We start from the raw sequence: 24,637 nt of genomic DNA, 5'->3' as shown, positions 1-24,637 counted from the left end.
AACTTGCCGATAGTGGCATGGATCACGGAGAGCTCGGTTCGTAGCGTCGATTTCATCAGCACAGCGAGGAAAGGACGACACGGCATGAGCCTGAACGTGCACGGCAAGAGGGTTGTCATCACCGGTGGAGCGCGCGGCATCGGACAGGCGACGGCCGAAGCCCTCGTCGCGGCCGGCGCGCGCGTGGCCATCGGCGATATCGACAAGGATCTGGTGCAGGACACCGCTGCCCGGATCGGTGCGCGCTTCGGCACCACGGTGCTCGGGTTGCCTCTCGACGTCACCGACCGAGGATCCTTCGACGAATTCCTCAGCCTGGCCCACATGGAGTTCGGCGGGATCGACGTGCTCGTCAACAACGCCGGCATCATGCCCACCGGCGCGTTCCTCGAGGAGACCGACACGGTCACCGACCGGCAGATCGACGTCAACGTCCGCGGCGTGATCCTCGGCTCGAAGCTGGCCGCCGCCCGGTTCACCGAGCAGGGCTACGGACACATCGTCAATCTCGGCTCCGTCGTGGGCATCGAAGGTGCCCCCGGACTCGCGGTGTACTCCGCGACCAAGCACGCCGTGATCGGCCTCGGATCGGTGCTGCGCCAGGAGCTCGCCGGCTCGAACATCGTGGTCTCCACGATCGCCCCGGGCTTCGTGCGCACCGAGTTGATCGCGGGCATGAAGCCGAACGCGCTCATCGAGAAGCTCGCGATGGTCGGCCCCGAGGAGGTCGCCGCCGCGATCGTGCGAGTGATCGCGACAGCCCGTCCCGGCCTGCGGTACGTGCCCCGCACGGCGGGCGCGATCCTCGGAGCGCTGAAGGCGGTGCCGGAGGCGACCCGTCACCGCATCTCCGCCGCGTTCGGTCTCCAGTCGCTCGCACTGAACACCGACGAGACGGCACGTGCCGCCTATCGTCGGCGCACCGAGGCCCCCGACGCGGCAACGGCCGGTGAGCGCCCGGTGGCGAAGGATCCTTCCGGCAGCGCACGCTGATCCGACGCGCGCTGCCGGTCGGGGCTCAGTCTCCGGTCGGCAGCGCGCGCAGCGAGCGCACTGTGGCGTCGACGGCGCGAGCCGCCTCGGCGCCCTTCTTGACGAAGTGCCGCGTGAAGTACTCGACGTGCTCGTCGTGCTCGTGGAAGTGGTGCGGGGTGAGCACGACGGAGAAGACCGGCACATCGGTGTCGAGCTGGACGCGCATCAGGCCGTCGATCACCGCGGTGGCGACGAAGTCGTGCCGGTAGATGCCGCCGTCGACGACCAGTCCGGCCGCGACGATCGCGTCGTAGCGCCCCGTCTTCGCCAGTCGCTGGGCGTGCAGCGGGATCTCGAAGGCGCCGGGGACCTCGAAGAAGTCCAGGGCGTCCTGCGAGACGCCGAGGCGGGTGATCTCGTCGGTGAAGCCTGTACGTGCCTGGTCGACGATGTTGCGGTGCCAGGTCGCCTGAACGAACGCGATGCGCCCGGTGATGTCGGTCATGGTCACGAAACTAGCGCATGCCCCGTCATAGTTTGTGGTGCGGGAGGGGCGCTGTTCCGTCCTATGAGATTTCGTTTATTTCTCTTTTCCGTCATGCACAGAGTGACTACCGTGGTGGATGTGACACAGCCGGCTCCCGCCCCCGAGAACACCGTCGGTCCCCGCCCCGAGCGGTACATCGACATCTACCGCCGCGCCACCGCCCGACTGGAGGCGTGCCTGCCGCTCGGCTGGTCGCTGTCGAGCGACCGCCCCCGCTCCCCCGAGGCACCCACCCGGATGCTCGTCACCGCCCCCGACGGCGACACCGTGTCCTTCTCCGTCGTCGCCTCCCGCGGTGTGCTCTCCGGCGACGTCGCCCGCATCGCCGCCGACCTGTCCGACTCCGACCGCGGCTTCGTGTGCGCCCACTATCTGTCCGATCCGGTGCGGCGCCAGCTCGACCGGCACGGCATCTCCTACGCCGACGCGACCGGCAACCTCTCGCTCGTCGCGAACCGCCCGGCGGTGTGGGTCCGCGACCGCGGCGCCGACGCCGACCCGTGGCGCGGCCCGGGCCGCCCGTCCGGGGTGCTCACCGGCGAACCGTCCGACCGGGTGGTGCGCGCACTCGCCGATCACGTCGGGGAGATCTCCGTCCCCGAGCTGATCAAGCTGTCCGGCGCGTCCACCGGCGCGACCTACCGCGTCGTCGAGGTGCTCGTCGAACGCGAGCTCGTGCGCCGGGTCCCGCGCGGCCCGATCGTCGAGGTGCGCTGGGAACCGATGCTGCGGGCCTGGGCTGCCGAGCGGAAGGTGTGCGCGGTCCGGCGGTTCACCGCCCCCGAGGGCGTCACCGCGACCCGCGCGCGACTGGCCGAACGCATCGACATCCCCTACGCGCTCACCGGCGTCGGCGCCACCGACTACGCGGCCCCGGCGCTGCTCGAGGTCTACGCCGACGACCCCGACGACTTCGCCGACAGTCTCGGTCTGCGCCCGGTCGAGCACGGCGGCGACGTGGTGGTGGCGATTCCCTGGTCCCCGGTGGTCTTCGAACGGATGGACCGCCGCGGCGGACTGCGCCACGCCGCCATCTCACACGTCTACGCCGACCTGCTGGCGGGCCCGTTCCGCAACGACGATGCCGCCGAACACGTCCGCTCCCGACTCACCGCGGACGAGCACTGGCGACGCCCGGTGCGTTGACCGCTGCATCCGGCCGATCCGCCTCCCCGGATCCCCGGCCGAGCATTTCGATCTTTGTGTACGGTGCGAACCATGACGGGTCGCCGCGACGACAGGAGTACCGATCAGATGACCGCGCCGCGCACCGTGGAGGACCTACCGTCGGCACTCGACGGCGCCGCCCTGTCCGACCGTCTCGCGGGCCGCCGGCCCGCGGTCTTCCTCGACTACGACGGCGTGCTCACCCCGATCGTCGCCCGCCCCGAGGACGCGGTGTGGTCGGACACCATGCGCCGCACCGTCCGTGAACTCGCCGACCGCGTGTCGGTGTGCATCGTCACCGGCCGCGACCGCGACGTCGTCCAGCAACTCATGGGTGTCGACGATCTCGTCGTCGCCGGCAGCCACGGTTTCGACATCTGGAGCCCCACCGACGGGCAGATCGCCCACGACGTCCTCGCCGACTTCACCGATCTGATCACCGAGACCACCGAGACCCTGCGCAGCCGCCTGGACGGTCTCGACGGCGTCGGCATCGAACCGAAGCGCGCGTCGGTCGCCGTGCACTACCGGCAGGCCTCCCCCGAGGTGCACGAGCGGGTGGGCGCGATCGTCGAGACGCTGTTGCAGGAGAACCCCGACCGACTCGCCGTGGTGCCGGGAAAGATGGTCTACGAACTCAAACCGGCCGTGGACTGGAACAAGGGCAAGGCGGTCCTGCACCTGATCGAGGTCCTCGGTCTCGCCTCCGACGAGGTCGTGCCGCTCTATCTCGGCGACGACATCACCGACGAGGACGCCTTCCGGGCGTTGCGGGGTCGTGGCATCGGGATCCTCGTCGGCAGCCCCGACGACCCGGAGATGGCCGGGCGCCGCACCGACGCCGAGTTCGTCCTCGCGTCGGTCGACGACGTCGAACGTTTCCTGTCGACTCTGGGCAGGTGACAGCGCTACCGGACAGTTCGTGTCGACTACGACCCGCCAGGAGGTTCGCGTGTACGACCCGGAGTTCACCCTCGACTACGACGGTTTCGATCCCGACGACGAACCCCTGCGCGAAGCCCTGACCTCGACGGGCAACGGCTACTTCTGTTCACGCGGCACGGCCGAGTGGGAGGACATGGGCGAGGTCCACTATCCGGGGACCTACGCGCATCGTTGCTACAACCGCGAGACCACCATCATGGGTGGCAGCCCGGTCCTGAACGAGGATCTGGTCAACCTCCCGAACTGGCTCGTGCTGAAGCTGCGCATCGACGGCGGTGAGGCGATCCGCCTGGCGCAGGTGGAGATCCTCGACTACCGGCACGTCTACGACATCCGCACCGCCACCGTGGTCCGCGAACTGCGGTTCCGGGACCGGCACGGCCGCGAGACGTCGCTGCGCAGCAGACGGTTCGTGAGCATGGAGCATCCGAACCAGGGAGCGCTCGAATGGTCGCTGACCCCGGAGAACTGGTCGGGGCGGGTCGAGATCGTCACCGCCCTCGACGGCCGGGTTTCCAATCGCGCGGTCGCCCGCTACCGCGATCTCGAGGCGCGGCACCTCGATCCGGTCTCGCCGCGCACCTACGGTCCCGAGACGATCGCGCTGAAGGTGCAGATCCGCCAGTCCGACACCTACATCGCCCAGGCCGCACGCACCCGGGTGTTCCGGGAGGGTTCGGGAGGAGCGATGCTCGTCGACCGGGATCTGTACCAGATGGAGGACTACATCCAGCAGGTCCTCTCCTTCGACATCGCCGAGGGTTCGACGGTGCGGATCGAGAAGATGGTGGCGATGTTCACTTCCCGCGACGACGCGATCACCGAGCCCCTCGCGTCGGCGGGCCGGCACGTGCTGCGTTATCCGGATTTCGCCGAGGCGTACGACGAGCACGTCGCGGCGTGGGACGAGCTGTGGGACATCTGCGACATCCGGTTGCCGCGGGAGTCGCGCGCGCAGTTGCTGCTGCGCCTGCACGTCTCGCACGTACTGCAGGTCTGCTCACGGCACACCGCGCGCCTCGACGCGGGAGTGCCGGCGCGCGGACTCAACGGCGAGGCCTATCGCGGGCACGTGTTCTGGGACGAGATGTTCGTCTATCCCTTCCTGAACCTGCGGGCCCCGGAGATCACCAAAGGCCTGATCCTCTACCGCTACCGCCGGTTGGGTGAGGCGCAGGCCGCGGCGAGCGAGGCCGGTTACCGCGGCGCGATGTTCCCCTGGCAGAGCGGCAGCGACGGCACCGAGGAGACCCAGACGGTGCATCTGAACCCGATGTCGGGTCAATGGGATCCGGACCTGAGCCGGAACCAGCGTCACGTCAGCGCCGCGATCTTCTACAACGTGTGGCACTACTACCAGGCCACCGACGATGTCGACTTCCTCGCCGACTACGGCGCCGAGATGATGCTCGAGATCGCGCGGTTCTGGGCGTCGATCGCGCACTACAACCCGGATCGGGACCGCTACGAGATCCACGGGGTGATGGGCCCGGACGAGTTCCACGAACGGTATCCGGGAGCCACCGAGGGCGGTGTGCGCAACAACGCGTACACGAACGTGATGGTCGCGTGGATCGCGGCGCGCGCCCTCGATGTCTTCGAGGTGCTGTCGAAGAGCCGGCGCACGGCCCTGCGGGCCCGGTTGCGGGTCACCGACGAGGAACTGCGCACCTGGTCGGAGATGAGCCGGAAGATGTTCGTGCCCTACCACGACGGGGTGATCAGCCAGTTCGAAGGCTACGAGGATCTCGAGGAGCTCGACTGGGAGCACTACCGCACGGAGTACGGCAACATCGGCAGGATGGACCGCATCCTGCGCGCCGAGGGCCGCGATCCGGATGCCTACAAGGTCGCCAAGCAGGCCGACACGGTGATGTTGTTCTTCCTGTTCGACGATGCCGAGTTGCGGCAGGTGTTCGAGCAGCTCGGTTATCCGTTCGGTCGCGACCTCGTGCGCCGCACCGTCGACTACTACGACCAGCGCACGTCGCACGGGTCGACGCTCAGTCACGTGACGTTCGCCGGTGTGCTCGCCACCTTCGATCCGCAGTCGTCGTGGTTGCGGTTCAAGCTCGCGCTCGAGAGCGACGTCAGCGACCTGCAGGGCGGCACCACCAAGGAGGGCATCCACATGGGGGTCATGGGCGGCACCCTCGATCTGGTGCAGCGCTACTACGTCGGTGCCCGTGCGTACGGCGACGTGCTCGTCTTCCGGCCCAAGCTGGTCTCGCACCTCGACGGGGTGTCGTTCTCCATGCGGTACCGCGGCACTCCCCTACGGGTGCGGATCGACGGCGACAAGCTGTCGGTGCGCGCCGAGACCGAGGGTTTCCGGGTGCCGGTGCGGGTCGCGGTGGACGGCGAACTCGTCGAGCTCGGCGCCGGCGAGTCGCACGAGTTCCGGCTCGCCGCCGTCCCGGCCTGACCGCGAGGAGGACATCGTGGCCGAGACGCAGTCGCGGTTCCGCGCGGTGATCTTCGACGTCGACGGGGTGCTCGTCGATTCACCGCACGAGACGGCGTGGCGGGAAGCGCTGGCGGAGTTGATGGCCGGCGACTGGTGCGACCTGCAGCCCGAGACCTCCTGGCAGGAGGACGCGTTCACCGCGGAGGTGTACCGGCAGGTGCTGTCGGGCCGGCCGCGGATGGACGGTGCCCGCGCCGCCCTCGAGTACTTCGCGGTGCCCGACGCCGAGCGTCGCGCGGTCGACTACGCCGAGCGCAAGCAGGCCCGGTTGCTGCGGTTGATCGACGAGCGCAGGTTCCGCGCCTACGACGACGGAGTGCGCTTCGTCGCGGCCGTGCAGGCGGCGGGGATCGCGGTGGCCGCGGCGTCTTCGTCGAAGAACGCCGGACTGTTCCTGCGGGCGATCCCCGCCCACGACCATCCCGGCGAGACGCTGCTCGACCGCTTCGACGCCGATCTGTCCGGGCGCCCGGTCGCCCACGGCAAACCCGACCCGGAACTGTTCCTCACCGCCGCCGACGAACTCGGGGTGCCCGCGCAGGCGTGCGTGGTGGTCGAGGACGCGATCAGCGGGATCCGGGCGGCGAAGGCCGGCGGCATGCGGGCGCTCGGTGTCGCCCGTTTCGACGACTCCGCCGATCTCGAGGACGCGGGTGCCGATCTGGTGGTGGCCTCCCTCGACGAGGTCGACGTCGACGCCTTCACCGCCGGACGACTGGCCCGTCGCGGATCGGTTTGACGCTCAGTCGATTCCGACGCCCTGCCAGTGCCAGTCGGTGATCACCGGCATGTCCTCGCCGTGGGTGCGCACGTAGCGGGTGTGCTCGGCGAGGATGTTCTCGAGTTCCTCGCGGGCGTGCCCGGCGATGGGCCGGATCCGCTCGACGCGGTCGAGGACGTCGAGCGCGAGGTGGTAGCGGTCGATGCGGTTGAGCACGCACATGTCGAAGGGTGTGGTGGTCGTGCCCTCCTCGATGTAGCCGTGGACGTGGAAGTTCTCGTGGTTGGTGCGCCGGTAGACGAGACGGTGGATCAGCCACGGATAACCGTGGTAGGCGAAGACCACCGGCTTGTCGGTGGTGAACAGCGCGTCGAAGTGCGCATCAGGCAACCCGTGCGGGTGCGCCCGGTCGTCCTGCAGCCGCATGAGGTCGACGACGTTGACCACCCGGATCCGCAGGTCGGGGAAGCGGCGGTGCAGGATGTCGACGGCTGCGAGGGTTTCCATCGTGGGGATGTCGCCGGCGCAGGCGAGCACCACATCCGGTTCGACGTCGCGGTCGGTCGAGGCCCACTGCCAGATCCCGATGCCCTTGCGGCAGTGGGTCATCGCGTCGTCGATGTCGAGGAACTGTACGGCCGGTTGCTTCCCGGCGACGATCACGTTGATGTACTGGCGGGTGCGCAAGCAATGATCGGCCACCGAAAGCAGGGTGTTGGCGTCCGGCGGCAGGTAGACGCGCACGACTTCGGGTTTCTTGTTGACGACGTGGTCGATGAATCCGGGATCCTGGTGCGAGAAGCCGTTGTGGTCCTGCCGCCACACGTGGGAGGTGAGCAGGTAGTTCAGCGACGGGATGGGGCGGCGCCAGCGGATCCGGTTCGTGGTGAGCAGCCATTTGGCGTGCTGGTTCACCATCGAGTCGACCAGGTGCGCGAAAGCCTCGTAGCTGGAGAACAATCCGTGCCGGCCGGTGAGCAGATACCCCTCGAGCCAGCCCTGGCAGGTGTGTTCGGACAGGATCTCCATGACGCGGCCGTCAGGGGCGACCCGGTCGTCACCCGGCTCGATGCGCGCGTTCCAGGTGCGGTCGGTGGCGTCGAGGACCGCGTCGAGGCGGTTGGAGTTGTTCTCGTCGGGCGCGAACATCCGGAAGTTCGTGGCGTTGCGCCGCATGACGTCGCGCAGGAAGGTGCCGAGGATGCGGGTGGCCTCGCCGGTGGCGGTGGCCGGTTCGGGAACGTCGACGGCGTAGTCGCGGAAGTCGGGCAGGATCAGATCCCGCAGCACCGCTCCCCCGTTGGCGTGCGGGTTGGCGCTCATCCGCCGGGTGCCACGGGGCGCGAGGTCGCGCAGGGCCGCGACGGGAACGCCGTCGTCGTCGAACAACTCCTTCGGCCGGTAGCTGCGCAGCCACTCCTCGAGGAGGCGGCGGTGCTCGTCGTTCCTGCGCGGATCACCGATCGGCACCTGGTGGGCGCGCCACGTGCCCTCGACCGGGGCGTCGTCGACCTCCACCGGGCCGGTCCAGCCCTTCGGGGACCGGAGCACGATCATCGGCCACGCCGGGCGGGTCGCGTTTCCCGAGCTGCGGGCGGTCTGCTGGATCTCGGAGATGCGGTCGAGCGCCGCGTCGAGGGCGGCGGCGAAGCGCCGATGCATGTCGGCGGGATGGTCGCCGGCGACGACGATCGGTTCGTGCCCGTAGCCGCGCAGCAGCGAGATCAGTTCGTCCTCGCCGATGCGCGCGAGCACCGTCGGGTTGGCGATCTTGAAACCGTTGAGGTGCAGGATCGGCAGTACCGCGCCGTCGCGGCGCGGGTCAACGAATTTCGTCGAATGCCAGCTCGCGGCCAGCGGTCCCGTCTCGGCTTCGCCGTCGCCGACGACCGCGGCGACGATCAGATCGGGATTGTCGAAGGCGGCGCCGTAGGCATGCGAGAGGGAGTAGCCGAGTTCACCGCCCTCGTGGATCGATCCGGGGGTCTCGGGGGCGACGTGGCTGGGAATGCCGCCGGGGAACGAGAACTGGCGGAACAGGCGCCGCATGCCGTCCTCGTCGCGGGAGATACTCGGGTAGACCTCGCTGTACGTGCCTTCGAGCCACGCCGCGGCCACCGGTCCGGGTCCGCCGTGACCGGGACCCATGACGTACATCATGTCCAGGTCGCGGGTGGTGATGGCGCGGTTGAGGTGCGCGTAGACGAAGTTCAATCCCGGTGTGGTGCCCCAGTGTCCGAGCAGCCGCGGTTTGATGTGTTCGGGCCGCAGCGGTTCGCGCAGCAGCGGATTGTCCATGAGGTAGATCTGGCCGACGGACAAATAGTTCGCGGCCCGCCACCACGCGTCGAGGGTGTCGAAGTCGGTGTCGGTGGTGGGGAGCTGCATCGTTCTCCTCGTCGTCGCTGATATCCGGCGCCGGCCAGGGCTTTCCCGCGAAAGCGCATGCGGGGCCCGGCCTGCCGCGTACCCTCGCTCGGAACGGTACCCAATCGGGGAGGTACCCACTCCCGGTACCGACCGGAACGATCCGACACCGGAAGTCGAATGCGAATGCCCTGGGTCAGGACCGCACAGTCGATTACGAAGCACCGCAGCGGCGGGTGATCCATCCCGTTCGCAGGCCGCGCGGTGGGGGTGATCGGGCGCTCGTGGCGTTCGCACACCTGGTCACGGCGGTGGCCGGTGGCCGCGGCTACTGGTTCGACGAGATGTACATGCTGGCCGTGGGCCGCAATCACATCGACTGGGGGTTGGCCGACCAGCCGCCGGTCGCGCCGCTGATCGCATGGGTCGCCGAGGTGGTCGTGCCCGGGTCGGTCCTCGTGGGGTAGCCGTAGTACTCGGGAAAAATCGGGCGGATATGGCCAGGTAACCTGCTGACCTGGGAGTCTTCGTACTCAGGTGGGAGATGCGGGTGGCAGGCCAGGTGTTCACCGAAGAAGAGTTGATGTCCCTGCGGAGGTTCCCGGAGATCGGGCGGGAGGAGCTGTTCCGCTTCTTCACATTAACCCCGGCCGATGCGGCGTTCGTCGACCCAGGTCGAGGTCGCGGTCCAGCCGACCGGCTGGGTCTTGCTGTTGCCCTGTGCACGCTGCCGTGGCTGGGTTTCGTACCCGATGACGTGACCTCCGCACCACGGTCAGCGGTTCTGCGGCTGGCCGAGCAGCTTCGAGTCGATCCGGATGCGATCGGCTCCTACGGGCGGCGAGCAAAGACCCGCACAGATCATTTACTACTGGCGGCAAGGTATCTCGGGTGGCGGACGCCGACGACGTTGGAGTTCAAGGAACTCGACGAGTTCCTGTTGGCGCGGGCGATGGAGCACGATTCGCCGACCCTGCTGTTTCGGCTGGCCTGTGAATACCTGACCTCGGCGAAGGTGATCCGGCCGGGTCCGCTGACGGTGGTCAAGCGGATTGCCCATGCACGAGAGGTGGCGCAGGGAGAGACATTCGCCCGGCTGGCGCACGAATTCACCGCCGAACGCCGGACCGGACTCGATGGCCTGCTGGTGACCGATCCGATGATCTGAATGACCCGGCTGCGGTGGCTGGGTACCGGACCGGTGGAGGCCTCACCCGCCGCGGTGAAGGCCGAGATCGCGAAGTTGGAGTTCCTGCGCTCCCTCGGCGCGGACACCCTGGATTTGTCGGCACTGCCCGCGGAGCGGCGCCGGTTCCTGGCCACGATGGGTCGCCGCCTGACCGCGCAGGCGTTGACACGACGTGAGCCGCAACGGCGGTACCCGATCCTGCTGACGCTGGTGGCGCAGTCGGCCACCGAGGTACTCGACGAGGTGATCCAGTTGTTCGACCAGGCCATCTCGGCGCGGGAGAGCAAGGCCGGACACAAGATGCGCGAAGCGCTGGCCGAACGCGCCAAGTCCGGGGAGGACCGGCAGTCGCTGTTAGACGCGATCCTAGCCATTGTCGCCGACCCGGCGGTGCCGGACGAGCAGGTCGGCGCACTGATCCGCGGCGAGAAGATCGGATGGCAACGGTTGCGGTCGGCGCAGTCGACCGCGCTGCCACCATTGCCGCGCGATCACGGCCACCTCGCCTCGCTGGACGGCTCCTACGGGTACCTGCGGCAGTTCACCCCACAGGTGCTGGCAGCAGTGACCTTCGCCGGCGGCACCGCCGCCACCGAGCTGCTGGGGGCGGTGGCGATCCTGCGGCACTTGAATGCCACCGGTGCCCGCAAGGTCCCCGACGATGCTCCGAACGGGTTCGTACCCGCCCGCTGGCGCGGCTACCTGGACACGGCGACCGATAGCGGCAACACCAGCGCGTACCGCCACTACTGGGAGCTGTGCGTGCTGCTCGCCTTGCGCGACGGGCTGCGGTCGGGGGATGTGTGGGTGCCGGGCTCGCGCCGCTACTGCGATCCGGCCGCCTACCTGCTCACCCGCGAAAAGTGGGCCGACCAGCGTGCAGAGTTCTGTCGACTGGTCGGCAAACCCGCCGACGCCACCACCGCGCTGGCCCAGCTGCAGGACGAGCTGCACACGGCGCTGGGCGAACTGGAACAGACTCTCAGCGAAGGCGATGGCCCGGTCCGCCTCGATGAGCGGGGCGATCTGGTGATCTCTCCATTGCCTGCGGAGGACGTGCCAGCCGAGTCGGTGGCACTCAAGGCGGAGCTGACCGAGATGCTGCCGTTCGCGCCGATCGTGTCGCTGTTGATCGAGATGGACCAGCGCACCGGGTTGCTGGACTGCTTCACCCACGCCGGCGGCAAGGCGACCCGCAGCCCGGAGCTGAAACGGAATCTGATCGCGGTGCTTCTGGCGCACGCGACCAACCTCGGGTTGACCCGCATGGCGGATGCCTGCGGCATCTCCTACGACACGCTGGCTTGGACCGCAGAGTGGTACGTGCGGGAGGAGACACTGCGGGCGGCGAACCTCGCGCTGATCGGCTACCATGGCGTGTTGCCGCTGACCCCGATTCTCGGCTCCGGCACGCTGTCGTCCGCGGCCACACTATCTCTGCCCATCTAACCTTGTGTTCTACGACAACCTGCCGATCTGGGGATCCACCATCGAGCGCTATGCTCGCGACTTCATTCCCGATCGCGTGTCTATGGGCAACGAGCGCTACAGTCGAATTTTGTTCCGTCCGGACGAACGTCGACAGAACGAGGGTAGTCGAGCGGAGATAATTATCGATTTGCTTCACCGGATAGCGGTCTACTACAAGATCGACCATCCCGATGGGGCAGGCATCGAAATGGCAGCCTCCAAGGCCCGAATCATATCCGAACCCGGGAATAGAGAGACCGAAGAGGTCTACGCGATCGATTTCCTTTAACGATCGGTCCCGTCGACTACCTTCTCCAGGTTCTCATCTGGAGAACAAACAGGTCCGCCGCTGGCCTGTACGCGCTCAGAGCCAGTTGCTACCGCTCGCACCGCATAAGAGACGCCCGGACCTAGGCCCGAGATATGATCTCTTTGCCCATCGTGGACGACGATCATACGCCTCCAGGAGTGTGCAGCAGTGGACCACTACCATCGAGGTCGTGGCGTGGTTGATATTCTGTGCTTTCGGCGTTGTGGCATTGGTGGCGTGTGTGGTTCTGCCAAAGGGCTCCCGACATGAGCGGACCCCTGAATCCCCTTGGTTCTGGATGGTATTCCCTGTCACGTGCCTCATGATCGCAACCTCGGTAGGGGTCTTCATGGCCTGGCCACAGGCCATGAGCAGTTCCGGGAGTCTCTGGTGGGACTTGTCCGGTCCGAGAACACCGACAGGGCAATTCCTGTCGAGCGAGCAGTACCACGAGATCACCATGTGGAATCGGATGAGATGGCTGCTACCGGTGGCGTCTGTCGTAGGAATCGGGCTGTCCGTGTGGGCGTGGCGTCGAGGTCGCGTATAGGTGCACCTGCCCAACGTCGACGCAGAGTGTCGACGGCATGTGAATACTGACCCCGGCATGGCAGGCGGGCGAGTTCTGTTGCACCTGCGTGGGGTTTTGATTATGTGGACAACTCGGCGCGGGCAAGAGGCGGACCCAGGACCCGACTGGCCATTCAGGCATGTTCGGGGCACAGCAGCGTTGGGTCCGTTTGCCATCCGGCGTCGGTGAGCCACTGTTGTACCGGATCGGGCAGGACGTCGTTGGTGTCGATTTCGGCGGCGAATTCTCCGGCGAGGATGGGGCCGTCTCCACAGACGGTGCAGGCAACATCGACAGCAGGTTCTTCAGGTTGGCAATTGCGGCAATGGTTTCGAGCGACGATTTCGCCAGGGACGTCGAGGTCTCGGTGTAGCCAGGTGACGGCCACGTCGGCGCGTTGGTGAGCGGCCTCGGATCGGGTGCTGGGCTCGTGCCCGCAACTCGGCCAGGCACCCCGTGTCTTCCGCACCGGGACGGGGTGCTCGAGTATGTCCAGGCCAAGGTCGGTAGAGGTCGTTGTCTCGGAACCTGCCGATACATCGTCGGACTTGCTCAGGTGCCCATAAAGAGTGGTGCGGCGCACGCCGAGCAGTCCGGCGATCTGGGCGACGGTGTGCGTGTTGGCGTCGTAGAGACGTTGAGCGTGCTCGACCTGCTCGGCAGTGAGTTTCGGTGGGCGCCCGCCCTTGCGGCCGCGAGCCCTGGCTGCGGCAAGCCCATTGCGGGTGTTGGCCACGATCAACTCGCGTTGGAGCTCGGCGAGCACCGAGAGCATCCCGAACATGGCGCGGCCCTCTGCGGTGGCGGTGTCGATGCCCTGTTCGAGCACCTTCAGGCCGACGCCCTTTTCCCGGAGTTCGGCGCCGAGGCCGATCAGGTGCAGTACCGAGCGGCCTAGCCGGTCGAGGCGTGTGATCGCGAGTTGGTCTCCCTGTCTCAGCAACCTGAGCACCAGATCCAGTTGGGGGCGGGATGCCTTCGCGCCGGAGGCGTGGTCGACGTGGATGTTCTCGTCGGAAACGCCGGCCCGGCGCAGCGCGTCGATCTGGTGATTCGGGTTCTGGTCGCCGGTCGAGACGCGGGCGTAGCCGATCAGCACGTGTCGACAATATCCGACGGTGAGGTTATCCGACGTAGTTTCTCGACACGGGTATTCAACATCCTCGACCTGGATAAACGGTTTCACGCTCAACCCTGTCGAGAAACGAAGGTTTTTCGACACAACCAAAGGTGGTGGTTACCGTCTCGGCCTCAACCCCCGCCACCTCCCGGCCGCCGGCCACTCCCGCGCGGTTCCACAGACCATAGGCGTGCACTCAGCCATATCCGCCCGATTTTTCCCGAGTACTACGGCTACCCCCTCGTGCTGCGGATACCGGCGATCGTGGCGACGGTGGCTGCGGTCGTGGTCGTCGCGCTGATCGCCCGCGAGCTGGGTGGTGATCGGCGTGGCGCTCGCCGCGCTCGTGCCGTCCGTCTCGGTCCCGATGTCCAACAGCGACGTCGGGGAACGGATCGCCGCGAGCACCGCGGGCGCGTACGAGGATCTGTCGGCGCACAGCCCAACCGCGCGTACGGCTATTTCCCTCTTCCCGACGAGTCGAGCACCGATGTGCTGTTCACCGGTGCCGACCCGTTCGACCTCGAACCGTATTTCACCGAGATCCGTGAGGTGCGCGGACCTGTGAGCGACGACATCGACGCCCGGGTGTGGCTGCTGACGGGAAGGACCACCGGGTGGCACGAGATCCGGCAGCAGATCCGCACACTCGACGTGGCGTGAGCTACGGCTGGGTGGCCTTCGCCTCGTTCTTCCGTTGCACCATCTCGCCGATCCAGGCCGGCGCGTACGGTGACGTGCAGCCCGGTGACGTCGGATAGTCCTTCAGCACCTCGAGGCGTTCGCCGATGTCGAGCGCGCGGGCCCGATGGTCGGGGTGTTCGATGCCGACCTGCGCCAGGCACGTGTTCATCGCCCACTGCAATCGTTCGGGGGCGTCGCGCATCTGAGCGTCGATGATGTCGAGCAGGCCGGACAGGTCGAGTCCGTCGGCGTTCTTGACGACGCGCTCGGCGGTGAGCGCCCATCCCGCGCTCGCGACGACCGGATCGGGATCGGTCATCCACCGGCCGCGCAGTTCCTCGGCGTGCGGGTTCTTCTTCACGACGTAGTTGACGAACCAGTCGTGCACCTTCGGGGTGCCGGTCTCGCGGACCATCGCGTCGAGCTCGTCGACGGTGAACGCCTTGGGGCGGCAGATCAGCAGCGCGAGCAGCCGGGCGGCGGTGTCGCCGGTGGCCCAGAGTTGCTGCGCGAGCTCGTGCTGCGTCTTCACCCGCTTGGCGACGGCGCGCAGGGCGCTGAGGTTCACGCCGTGGTCGTCGCCGTGTTTCTCGTTCACCGCGCGGATCTTCGGATCGTCGAGTGCAGCGAGTTCGGTGAGCAACTCGTCGATGGTCGGAGCGTCCGTTTTCGTCTGTGCCACCGCGATCTCCTGTCCGTATGTCGGTCGCGCCTCAGCCTACGAGCGTCGGGCAACGGCCTGGGCTGGTTCCATCGTCGATTCGGGTGGGTTCGGCGTCGCTGAGCGGGGTCGGATCCACCCGGATCCGTTCACAGGCCGAGTTGGGTGACCGCGTTGCCGACGAGACCGGCGTGGTGGCGGCTGTACAGCGCGACCATCCGTTCGTCCGCGTGCCCGGTCTGCGTCATGATCGTCTGCGTGGTCGCGCCGCCGCGCACCGCCTGGGTGACGAACCCGGCCCGCAGGCTGTGTCCGCCGAGGGTGGCGACGAGGTCGTCGCTGAATCCGGCGCGGCGGGCGCGGCGCTGGATCATCGAGTGCACGGACTGCCCCGACAGCGCGGTCGTCCCCACCGTGCCGCTGTGGTGAACCGGCCGGAACAGGGGCCGGTCGCCGTCCTGTGTGCGCCCGGCCGCGAGACCGCGGCAGCAGTGCTCGGCCGGGTCGGCCGGGTCAGTGCCGAGCAGGTCGACGACGGCCTCGCGTCCGGACTCGTCCCAGGCGTCGAGCACCTCCCGCCAGCGTCGATAGGCGCACACCGGGCAGGTGTGCGGATCGGACCCGTACGGCAGGGTGACCGTGCGGCCGCGCGCACTGCGGTCGGTCTTGGAGCGACGGACCGTCACGTAGAGTCCGTCGGCGCGGTGCGGGACGACGTCGGAGACGTCGAGGCCGGTGAGCTCGGAGCGGCGCAGCGCCCCGGCCAGCCCCACGAGCAGCAGCGCCGCGTCGCGACGTTCGGCGACGCGTTCGGCCCACCCGGCGTCGGCCGCCTCGGTGCGCATCGCGGTGAGGATGGTGCGGATGTCGTCGGTGAGCAGCGGGGTCCGGCGCGCCGGCGGGGTGGCCCGGTCGCGTCGGATGCCGCGTAGCAGGTCCCGAACCGATTCGTGCCCACCGGGTTTCGGTAGGCCCGCAAGGGCGTGCATCTTGTTGATGGTCGACACCCACCGCGACAGCGTCGACGGCGCGTACGCCCAGCGCCCGTCCGGGCGCACTTCGGCGGCCTTCTCGGTGAGGAACCAGCTCAGTTGCTCGGCGGTGGCCGGCATCGGACTGTGCCCGGTGCGTTCGCACCAGCGGGTGAAGATCGTCCAGTCGCCGATCTGGGCGGCGCGAGTGTTCTCCGAGGTCGCCTTCTCCCGCAGCCGCCGCATCGCGGTGGCGACCGTATCCGGGACCGCGGGCACCTCGGGAAGGGGCAGATCCGGGCTGGTCACGGCGTGTTGATCCTCTGGACACGCAGGTCGCGGGCGAGATGGTCGCGCTGTTCGATCACCAGCCGCCGCAGCGCGGCCGGGGCGTCGGTGTGGGCCTCGAGCCAGGTGTCGACGGGTTCGAGGCTGTCGGCCGCGGGGAACAACCCGACGACGATGCGGCGGGCGATCTCGATGCTGCGGCTCGTCCAGGTCTCCTGCAGCACGGCGAAGTAGTCGGTGTCGTAGGCGGAGATCAGGTCGCGGCGCGCCCCGGCGCGGAACCCGGCGATGGTCGCGTCGAGGTGGTCGTTGGTGAGGGTGTGGTCGGCGAGGATCGTCGCCCACGCGTGCGCCTTGACCTCGGCGCGGGGACGGGAGGCGAGTGCGCGCAGGTGCGCGGTGCGTCCCGAGGCGGTGTCGTCGGTGCGCAGTTCCTCGTCGAGGTCGGCCTCGTCGGCGTCGCCGGTGGTGGTCAGCGCCGCCCACCAGCTCCATCGCAGGTCGGGGTCGAGGCGCAGACCCTCCGGCGGTGCGACGGTGCCGCACAGGATCGCTCGCAGGTCGGCGGCGTGCCGGTCGTCGACGCTCGCCGCGACACCGACGGCGCGGGCGAACGCCAACTGGGCGTCGCTGCCGGGTGCGGCGCCGTGCATCCCGTCCCAGACCGCGTCGAGCCAGCGACGCCGCGCGTCGGTGCGCGCCGAGTCGGGCACATAGTGTTCGACGGCCTGGGCGGCGTTGGCGAGCACGGCGGTGAGCAGCGCGATGTCGGCCTCGTGCGGGGCGAACCGGGCGGCCATCGACAGATAGCGGTCGACGGCGAGTTCCCCGTCGCGGGTCGCGTTCCACAGCGCCGACCACAGCAGGCCGCGCGCGAGCGGTTCGCGGACGCGGTCCAAGGAGGACTCGACCGTGTCGAGCGACCGGGCGTCGAGGCGGATCTTCGCGTAGGTGAGGTCGTCGTCGTTGAGCAGCACCAGCGCCGCCTCGGGCAGGTCGACGGGGGTGCGTTCGTCGGCGAGGTCGACCTCGACGCGGTGGGTGCGCACGAGGTCGCCGGAGTCGTCGGGGTCGTAGCAGCCGACGGCGAGGCGATGCGGGCGCGGATCGCTCTGCACGATCTCGTACCCGGTCCCGGAGTCTTCGAGGTGCAGGGTCGACACCCCGGTGGTCTGCAGCCACGCCTGCGCCCAGGACGTCAGGTCGCGGCCGGAGGTGCTCGACAGTTCGACGAGCAGATCGTCGAGGGTGGTGTTGCCGAAGGCGTGCTTGCGGAAGTACCGGCGGGCACCTTCGAAGAAGGCGTCGCGGCCGACATAGGCGACGAGCTGCTTGAGCACGCTCGCGCCCTTGGCGTAGGTGATGCCGTCGAAGTTCAGTTTCGCGGCCTCGAGGTCGACGATGTCGGCGACGATCGGATGCGTCGTGGGCAGCTGGTCCTGCAGATACGCCCAGGCCTTGCGGCGGTTCGCGAAGGCCACCCACGCGTCGGTGAACTTGGTGGCCTCGGCGCTGGTGAAGGCGCCCATGAAGTCGGCGAACGACTCCTTGAGCCACAGGTCGTCCCACCACTTCATGGTCACCAGGTCGCCGAACCACATATGGGCCATCTCGTGGAGGATCGTGTTGGCGCGCCCCTGGTGCTGGGCGGCGGTTGCGGCGCCACGGAAGACGTACGCCTCGGTGAAGGTGACGCAGCCGGGGTTCTCCATCGCGCCGAGGTTGTATTCGGGCACGAACACCTGGTCGTACTTGCCGAACGGATACGGATAGTCGAAGTGCTCGGCGTAGAAGTCCATGCCCTGCCGGGTCACCTCGACGATCTCGTCGGCGTCGAGATGCTCGGCGAGCGAGGCGCGGCACAGCACCCCCAGCGGCACCGTCAGCTCGTCGCGGCTCCACGACGCGTCGACCCGGTGGTACGGGCCGGCGACGATCGCGGTGATGTAGGTGGAGATCGGCTGGGTCGGCGCGAACGTCACGGTCTGCGTGTCGTCGCGCTGCACCGTGCGCTCGGCGGCCTCGTTCGAGAGCACCTGCCAGCGGCGCGGGGCGGTGACCACGAAGGTGAACGGCGCCTTGAGATCCGGCTGTTCGAAGCACGCGAACACGCGTCGGGCGTCGGCCGGCTCGTACTGGGTGTAGAGATAGGTTTCGCCGTCGACAGGGTCGACGAAGCGGTGCAGCCCCTCCCCCGACCGGCTGTACCGGCCGGTCGCGACGACGGTGACGACGTTGATCTCCTTCAGACCACCGATGGTGATCCGCGCGCCGTCGTAGACGACGGGCACGAGCTCGCCGTTGATCGTCACCGACTCGACGGAGTCGCCGATGAAATCGAGCCAGGCCTCGTCGGTGGAGGCGGTGAATTCGAGCGTCGTGACCGTGGGGAATCCGGTGCGTCGGGCGTCGACGGCACCCCGCAGGTCGAGTTCGACGCGGTAGGAGTGCACGTCGAGTGCGCGGGCGCGCGCGGCGGTTTCGGCACGGGTCAGATTCGCGGAGCTCACGAGTCCCGATCCTGCCATCACGCGCCCGGACTCGACGGGATTAGCGGGTGTCAGGCACCGATCGCTTCGGCCGCCGGCGTGGCGGGGCGTCCGATGAGGCGTTCGAGATCTCCGCTGTCGGTGTCGAGCGCGCCGACGGCGATGCCCGCGTCGGAGTCGGCGAGCACTGCCGTGAACTGTGCGGGCACACCGGTGTTCTCGAGGATCGTGGCGTACTCCTCCTTCGGCAGATCCTTGTAGGTCACGGGTACGCCGACGATGCCGGAGAGGACCTCCGCCAGGTCGGCGTAGGTCAGTCGCTGACCGCCGAGTTCGTAGACGGCACCGGCGTGTCCCTCGGTCGTGAGGACCGCGGCGGCGGCTTCGGCGAAGTCCTTGCGGGCCGCTCCGGCGACGCGGCCTGTGCCGGCCGAGCCGAACAGCGCCCCGGAGGCAGCGGCCGCTGCGACCGAGTTGTCGTAGTTCTCCCAGTACCAGCCGTTGCGCAGGAGGGTGTGTTCGATGCCGGAGGCGGCGAGCAGTTCCTCGGTGGCCTTGTGTTCGCCGGCGAGGATCAGCGGGCTCGTCGCCGCGTGCAGGATCGAGGTGTAGGCGATGAACGCGACGCCCGTGGCTTTGGCGGCGTCGATGATGTTGGTGTGCTGGGGCAGTCGCTGCCCCACTTCGCTGCCGGAGACGAGAAGCAGCTTGTCGACACCGGCCAGCGCGTCGCGCAGGGCCGCCGCATCGGCGTAGTCCGCAACACGGACCTGCACCCCGTCGGCGGCCAGATCTGCGGCCTTCGCCGCGTCGCGCACGATGGCGACGAGGTCGCCGGCGGCGACTCCGCGGGCGCGGAGAGCGGTGATGGTCAGGCGGCCGAGGTGGCCGGCGGCTCCGGTGACAGCGATGGACATGGGACTCCTCGAAGTGGTCGAGCGGGATCGGGAACGCCACCATTCCAGCACTTACTTTTAGTAAGTGCAACCTCTTGAGTCAGTACCTTTCGTTCTCATAGCCGTCGTATACTCGGCGTTCATGAGCACCGATCGCCTCCCCGAAGCCGACGTCTTCGCGCGCGAGTGCCCGTCACGTCCGGTGCTGCAGAACATCACCGGACGCTGGGGTGTGCTGGTGCTGGCAGCCCTCGTCGACGACACGCGCCGGTTCTCGGAACTGCGCCGCCGGGTCGACGGCGTGAGCGAACGCATGCTGTCGCAGACCCTGCAGACCCTCGAACGCGACGGCCTGATCCACCGCGCCGTGCTGGGGACGATCCCTCCGCACGTCGAGTACTCGCTCACCGACCTCGGACGCCGCATCACCGCGCCCCTGCTGACGCTCATCGACGTCGTGGAGGAGTCGATGCCCGAGATCGTCGCCGCGCAGCACGAGTACGACCGCAGCCACTGATCCGGGCGGCGCGAACCACCCCCACCGGCCCGGATGCGACTGACAGAATGAAGCGGCCGGTCGCTCCGGCCGGTGTCGCCCGCCGGAAGGACATCCACGATGGCGCACGTCAATCTCGGTAAGCAGCACCCGGCCGCCTACAAGAGCGTGCTGGCATTGAACAAGGAGGTCGAGGAGGCCGTCGCCCAGGCCGGTCTCGATGCGAAGCTCGCCGAACTGGTGAAGATCCGCACGTCGCAGCTCAACGGATGCGCGTTCTGCCTGCGCATGCACACGCGGGACGCTCTGGAGAAGGGTGAGATCACCGATCGTCTCGCGGTCCTCGCGGCCTGGTGGGAGTCGCGGTATTTCACCGACCAGGAGCGGGCCGCGCTCGCGCTGGCCGAAGAAGTCACGCACCCCATGGAACCCGGTCGGCACGAGTGGGACAACGGTTCACTCAACGACGAGCAGGTCTCTGCGGTCACATGGCTTGCGATCGTCATGAACGCGTGGAACCGCATCGCGGTGCGGAGCCACTACCCCGTCGCCCCGTGACCCGCACCGGCCTCACGGGCCCTCTGGTCAGAAGTTGGTGAGGTTCGGGAAGAACAGCACCTGCCCGACGGTGATCCTGTTCGGATCGTCGATGTGATTGGCAGCCGCGATCATCGCGAACATCTCCGCGTTCCCGTAGTGGTCCTCCGCCAGAGCCCGCAGGGTCTCGCCGGCGACCACAGTGTGGTGCCCCACGTCCCTGAGTTCGGGGATCAACAGCGAGCGGCCGACCTGAACGACATTCGGGTCGGCGATGTGGTTGGCCGCCGCGAGCACCGGGAACAGGGTCCCGTCGCCGTAGAAGTGTTGCGCCAATCCCGACAGTGAGTAGTGCCCCATAGAGTGGTGTAACCCGGTGACCAGCAACACAACCGGCAGCGTGTCGCTGCTGGACGTGAAACGGTCACCGCGTGATCCTTCGAGTCAACCTTCCACAGAATCCTCGAACGGAGTCATCACGATGACCGCACCCCACATTGTCGACCCTGCAGGCGTATTGCACCAAGCCCTGACCGACGCGTCGCCCGATCTGATGCGCGAACTGCTGCAAACCATGATCAACGCCCTGCTGTCCGCCGAGGCCGACGCGGTCTGCGGCGCCGAATGGGGCCGACAGTCCACCGAACGAGTCAATCAGCGCAACGGATACCGGCACCGTCCCCTCGACACCCGCGTCGGCACCATCGACGTCGCCGTCCCCAAACTCCGATCCGGAACGTATTTCCCCGAATGGCTCCTCGAACGCCGTAAACGCGCCGAGGCGGCATTGATCACCGTGGTCGCCGACTGCTACCTGGCCGGGGTCTCCACCCGCCGGATGGACAAGCTGGTCAAAACCCTCGGCATCAACGCACTGTCGAAATCCCAGGTCTCACGCATGGCCGAGGACCTCGACGAGCAGGTTGCCGCATTCCGGCAACGCCGCCTCGATCACGCGGGCCCGTTCACGTTCGTCGCCGCCGACGCATTGACGATGAAAGTCCGCGAGAACAAGCAGGTCGTGAATGCAGTCGCGATGGTCGCCACCGGAGTCAACGCCGACGGGCACCGCGAAGTGCTGGGCCTGCACGTGGCCACCAGCGAGACCGGTCCGGCATGGAACACCTTCTTCGCCGACCTGGTCGCCCGCGGTCTGAGCGGGGTCCGGTTGGTCACCTCCGATGCGCACCGTGGTCTGGTCGATGCGATCGCGGCGAACCTGCCCGGTGCTGCGTGGCAGCGGTGCCGGACCCACTACGCGGCGAACCTGATGGGTGTGTGTCCGAAGAGCATGTGGCCGGCGGTCAAGGCGATGTTGCATTCGGTCTACGACCAACCGACGGCCGATGCGGTCGATGCTCAGTTCGATCGTCTCGTCGAGTACACCGAGGACCGGCTCCCGGCGGTGGCTGAGCACCTGGGTAATGCTCGCCCGGATCTGTTGTCGTTCAGTGCTTTTCCGAAGGATGTGTGGACTCAGGTGTGGTCGAACAATCCGGCCGAGCGGCTCAATCGAGAAATCCGGCGTCGGACCGATGCGGTGGGGATCTTCCCGAACCGCGACGCGGTCGTCAGGCTGGTCGGTGCTGTTCTGGCTGAGCAGACCGATGAATGGGCGGAGGGTCGGCGGTATCTCGGGCTCGAGGTGCTGGCTCGTTGTCGTGCCGTTGGTGCGGAGCCGGAGTCCTGCGGGGAGGTGGTTACAGAGCCTGCCGCCGCGATTCCTGCTGCATAGTCAGGACAGGAGAAAGGATCACCGTCCTACACCACCTATCGGGGCTTGACCCGACAGTGTCTCGCCGGACGCGACGGTATGCCGTCTGGTGATGTACGGGATGAGCAGCTCCTGACCGACAGTGATCTCGTTCGGATCGGTGATGCCGTTCGGAACAGCGATGACGGGGAACAGCGTCGCGTCACCGTAGAACCTTTGCGCCAGCTTCGAGAGGGTGTCGCCTGCGACCACGTCGTATTTCGTAACCATGACCGTGCCTCGGGGTTGTAGAGCGTCCGCGATTCGAATCGAATCGACGAGGATCATGGTGCTCACCATCGGCGGCAGGCACACGCGTAGCGCGCTACCCGAATCTCGTATGAAAGTTCCGTCGACTACGTCGGTGGCAGCAGCTCGAAGACCGGATGGTGACCGGCCTCTGCGACGAATCGTTCCACCGGATCGTTCCTGCTCGCCTCGAAATACCGCCGGGTGGCGGACGCCAGCTCGATGTACCGCCGCAGGACGGGCCCGGCCTCCTCCGCTGACACCTCGCGGATCGAGTAGCGGCGCGTGTCGCGACGCCTGCTGAGCTCGACATCGCCGGCAGCACGCGCGTTGTGCACCCACCCCACCGATCCGTAGGGGGCCACGAGCCAGCGCTTTCCGTGCAGATCGACGACCAGCACGGGGTTGCGGCGGATCTTCCCGGTGCGCCTACCGCGTGTGGCCAGCAGATAGGAGTGCGGCACCAATCCCGCACGAGTAAACGTGCTCATCGCGACGTTCTCGATGTGTCGCCACCGGCTCGGTCGGTAGGTGCGCTCGGGACGGAACGAACTGTCGGTCATGGTCTGCCCTCATGCCCGTCGCGTACGGCACTCGGAACGTGTTCGACAAGGTTGAGGCACCGACGTCCGACGTACCCCGGGCTCCCTGAGCCGGGGCAGTGCGGCCGACATGTCCGCATGTGGCCGGTCGGGCGGCGACCTGTCAGTGCCGGCTGGTGGATTCGTCGGTGACGAGACGGTACAGCACGTACACCGCGAACCATGCGATGAGCACCGACGCGATCACGAGGGCGATCTCGTAGAAGAGGACCATATGCTCGATGCTACGACCCGCCGTGGCTACCTGCCTGTTATCGCCGGAACTGTCCGCCGCGCCAGGTCGGCAGGTCGCGCGTTCCGAGTGCCACCTCGAGGGCCGCCTGTCCGGACAGTCGTGTCGAGTCCAGTACGGGTAACGGCGAGTCGTCCGGGGAGACCAGAAGTGGGATCTCGGTGCACACCAGCGCGACCGCGTCGCATCCGGAGTCCGCGAGTCTGCCGATGAGGTCAACGAAGGACGTCCGCGTCTCGTCCGGGAAAATGCCGTGCACCAGTTCGTCGAAGATCGCCGCGTGTACCAGGTTCTGGTCGCCGCCTGTCGGGATGACGGCCTCGATTCCCCGTGCCGCCAGTTCGCGGGGATACAGAGGGCCTTGCATGGTGAACCGCGTTCCCAGGATGCCGACGCGTCGGTGCCCGGCACGCTGCGCTGCGTCGGCCACGATGTCGATCAGGTGCAGCCCGGGAATCGCGAGTGGATCACCGGGTGCTTCGAGCGCGAGGTGGGCCGTATTGTCCGGGCACACGAAGAAGTCGCAGCCGGCCCGGGCCAGACGATCGACGCTGGTGGCAAGCACTGCGCGCACCGCTTCGTAGTCGCCACGCTCCCATGCGGGCATGCAGTGCTCGAAGGAGATGCAGTCCATGGTGACGTCCGGATGTGCCGGGTGCCCGAGACGGTCGCTGTGCTGACACACCTCGCGCCAGCACAGCGAGGCACCTTCCCAGCTGTGGCCCAGGATCCCGACGTGTTCCACCCCTGCACCCCCTCTGTCCTGCGCCTGTGGTCGCTCTCCGTGTGACGAGCGGGAGAGCGACCACGACGGTGACGGATCAGGATCCGGACGACGATCCGGTCTCGATCAACTGCGTGATGACGGCGACGAGAACATCCGCGAGGAACGTTGCTGCAGAGCCCATTCGATTACCTCTTCTCTTCTGT

At 67.7% G+C, this 24,637-nt stretch carries 21 protein-coding genes and 2 pseudogenes; 12 read left to right on the top strand and 11 right to left on the bottom strand.

The genetic code is table 11. From position 1 onward, the window contains the following. The first annotated feature begins 84 nt into the window (after positions 1–84). Complete coding sequence (locus AC0LPE_RS12360; protein WP_490604578.1) at positions 85–993, top strand: SDR family oxidoreductase; 909 nt, start codon at positions 85–87, stop codon at positions 991–993. Positions 994–1,018: 25 nt separating this feature from the next. Here AC0LPE_RS12360 and AC0LPE_RS12355 read toward each other — a convergent pair whose 3' ends face one another. Then, positions 1,019–1,480, bottom strand: coding sequence for a 6,7-dimethyl-8-ribityllumazine synthase (locus tag AC0LPE_RS12355; protein WP_088898969.1), 462 nt, complete (start codon positions 1,478–1,480; stop codon positions 1,019–1,021). Between the two features lie 120 nt (positions 1,481–1,600). On the opposite strand from AC0LPE_RS12355, the gene AC0LPE_RS12350 reads away from it, so the two are divergent. The 4 genes from AC0LPE_RS12350 to AC0LPE_RS12335 all read left to right on the top strand — a co-directional run bounded on the left by AC0LPE_RS12350 (position 1,601) and on the right by AC0LPE_RS12335 (position 6,840). Beyond that, positions 1,601–2,668: a helix-turn-helix domain-containing protein gene (locus tag AC0LPE_RS12350; RefSeq protein WP_088898970.1), complete on the top strand. Its 1,068-nt coding sequence runs from the start codon at positions 1,601–1,603 to the stop codon at positions 2,666–2,668. Between the two features lie 72 nt (positions 2,669–2,740). Further along, complete coding sequence (otsB, locus tag AC0LPE_RS12345) at positions 2,741–3,592, top strand: trehalose-phosphatase (RefSeq protein ID WP_229564887.1); 852 nt, start codon at positions 2,741–2,743, stop codon at positions 3,590–3,592. 49 nt (positions 3,593–3,641) lie between these two features. Beyond that, entirely contained in the window at positions 3,642–6,059 is a 2,418-nt protein-coding gene (locus AC0LPE_RS12340) for a glycoside hydrolase family 65 protein (protein WP_490604577.1), read from the top strand. A gap of 16 nt (positions 6,060–6,075) precedes the next feature. Next, positions 6,076–6,840 carry an HAD family hydrolase gene (locus AC0LPE_RS12335; protein WP_106199629.1) on the top strand — a complete coding sequence of 255 codons (765 nt, stop codon included), beginning with the start codon at positions 6,076–6,078 and terminating at the stop codon, positions 6,838–6,840. Between the two features lie 3 nt (positions 6,841–6,843). Here the strand turns inward: AC0LPE_RS12335 and AC0LPE_RS12330 are convergent, their stop codons facing one another. Next, positions 6,844–9,210: a phosphoketolase family protein gene (locus AC0LPE_RS12330; RefSeq protein ID WP_230825378.1), complete on the bottom strand. Its 2,367-nt coding sequence runs from the start codon at positions 9,208–9,210 to the stop codon at positions 6,844–6,846. Positions 9,211–9,473: 263 nt separating this feature from the next. On the opposite strand from AC0LPE_RS12330, the gene AC0LPE_RS12325 reads away from it, so the two are divergent. From AC0LPE_RS12325 to AC0LPE_RS12315, 3 genes and pseudogenes are all read left to right on the top strand, one after another. Then, entirely contained in the window at positions 9,474–9,656 is a 183-nt protein-coding gene (locus tag AC0LPE_RS12325; RefSeq protein ID WP_490604576.1) for a hypothetical protein, read from the top strand. 77 nt (positions 9,657–9,733) lie between these two features. Next, positions 9,734–11,803, top strand: a pseudogene (locus tag AC0LPE_RS12320) (DUF4158 domain-containing protein); the annotation flags it as partial. A gap of 28 nt (positions 11,804–11,831) precedes the next feature. Next, the gene (locus AC0LPE_RS12315) at positions 11,832–12,137 is read left to right on the top strand and encodes a hypothetical protein (RefSeq protein ID WP_071935021.1); all 306 of its coding nucleotides are present in this window, start codon (positions 11,832–11,834) and stop codon (positions 12,135–12,137) included. 725 nt (positions 12,138–12,862) lie between these two features. Here AC0LPE_RS12315 and AC0LPE_RS12310 read toward each other — a convergent pair. Continuing rightward, entirely contained in the window at positions 12,863–13,828 is a 966-nt protein-coding gene (locus tag AC0LPE_RS12310) for a recombinase family protein (protein WP_230825897.1), read from the bottom strand. A 294-nt stretch (positions 13,829–14,122) separates the two neighbouring features. On the opposite strand from AC0LPE_RS12310, the gene AC0LPE_RS12305 reads away from it, so the two are divergent. Next, positions 14,123–14,512 (top strand): hypothetical protein, encoded by a 390-nt coding sequence (locus AC0LPE_RS12305; RefSeq protein WP_490604575.1) that lies wholly within the window; start codon positions 14,123–14,125, stop codon positions 14,510–14,512. Position 14,513: 1 nt separating this feature from the next. Here AC0LPE_RS12305 and AC0LPE_RS12300 read toward each other — a convergent pair whose 3' ends face one another. From AC0LPE_RS12300 to AC0LPE_RS12285, 4 genes are all read right to left on the bottom strand, one after another. Further along, positions 14,514–15,215, bottom strand: coding sequence for a DNA alkylation repair protein (locus AC0LPE_RS12300; protein ID WP_490604574.1), 702 nt, complete (start codon positions 15,213–15,215; stop codon positions 14,514–14,516). Positions 15,216–15,343: 128 nt separating this feature from the next. Further along, positions 15,344–16,474 (bottom strand): site-specific integrase, encoded by a 1,131-nt coding sequence (locus AC0LPE_RS12295; RefSeq protein WP_490604573.1) that lies wholly within the window; start codon positions 16,472–16,474, stop codon positions 15,344–15,346. After that, the gene (gene pepN, locus AC0LPE_RS12290; protein WP_088899018.1) at positions 16,471–18,963 is read right to left on the bottom strand and encodes an aminopeptidase N; all 2,493 of its coding nucleotides are present in this window, start codon (positions 18,961–18,963) and stop codon (positions 16,471–16,473) included. Before pepN ends, AC0LPE_RS12295 begins: the two co-directional genes overlap by 4 nt. 50 nt (positions 18,964–19,013) lie before the next feature. Then, on the bottom strand, positions 19,014–19,859 hold the full coding sequence (locus tag AC0LPE_RS12285; RefSeq protein WP_490604572.1) for an SDR family oxidoreductase: 846 nt from the start codon (positions 19,857–19,859) through the stop codon (positions 19,014–19,016). Between the two features lie 121 nt (positions 19,860–19,980). On the opposite strand from AC0LPE_RS12285, the gene AC0LPE_RS12280 reads away from it, so the two are divergent. Next, positions 19,981–20,355 (top strand): winged helix-turn-helix transcriptional regulator, encoded by a 375-nt coding sequence (locus AC0LPE_RS12280; RefSeq protein ID WP_490604571.1) that lies wholly within the window; start codon positions 19,981–19,983, stop codon positions 20,353–20,355. 99 nt (positions 20,356–20,454) lie between these two features. Continuing rightward, a complete protein-coding gene (locus AC0LPE_RS12275) occupies positions 20,455–20,892 on the top strand; it encodes a carboxymuconolactone decarboxylase family protein (RefSeq protein WP_490604570.1) in 438 nt (145 codons plus the stop codon). Between the two features lie 27 nt (positions 20,893–20,919). On the opposite strand, the gene AC0LPE_RS12270 is transcribed toward AC0LPE_RS12275, so the two are convergent. Continuing rightward, a complete protein-coding gene (locus AC0LPE_RS12270) occupies positions 20,920–21,231 on the bottom strand; it encodes a LysM peptidoglycan-binding domain-containing protein (RefSeq protein WP_490604569.1) in 312 nt (103 codons plus the stop codon). A gap of 121 nt (positions 21,232–21,352) precedes the next feature. Between AC0LPE_RS12270 and AC0LPE_RS12265 the strand changes: the two genes are divergently transcribed. After that, complete coding sequence (locus AC0LPE_RS12265) at positions 21,353–22,606, top strand: IS256 family transposase (RefSeq protein ID WP_490604568.1); 1,254 nt, start codon at positions 21,353–21,355, stop codon at positions 22,604–22,606. A gap of 99 nt (positions 22,607–22,705) precedes the next feature. On the opposite strand, the pseudogene AC0LPE_RS12260 reads toward AC0LPE_RS12265, so the two are convergent. The 3 genes and pseudogenes from AC0LPE_RS12260 to AC0LPE_RS12250 form a co-directional block, all read right to left on the bottom strand. After that, positions 22,706–22,849, bottom strand: a pseudogene (locus AC0LPE_RS12260) (LysM peptidoglycan-binding domain-containing protein); the annotation flags it as partial. A gap of 131 nt (positions 22,850–22,980) precedes the next feature. Further along, positions 22,981–23,436 (bottom strand): nitroreductase family deazaflavin-dependent oxidoreductase, encoded by a 456-nt coding sequence (locus tag AC0LPE_RS12255; RefSeq protein ID WP_088898977.1) that lies wholly within the window; start codon positions 23,434–23,436, stop codon positions 22,981–22,983. Positions 23,437–23,726: 290 nt separating this feature from the next. Then, positions 23,727–24,452 carry an aspartate/glutamate racemase family protein gene (locus tag AC0LPE_RS12250; RefSeq protein ID WP_490604567.1) on the bottom strand — a complete coding sequence of 242 codons (726 nt, stop codon included), beginning with the start codon at positions 24,450–24,452 and terminating at the stop codon, positions 23,727–23,729. Positions 24,453–24,637: the final 185 nt, after the last annotated feature.

The organism is Rhodococcus sp. S3 (genome assembly GCF_058211795.1).
This window is presented reverse-complemented; position numbering and strand designations above follow the sequence as displayed.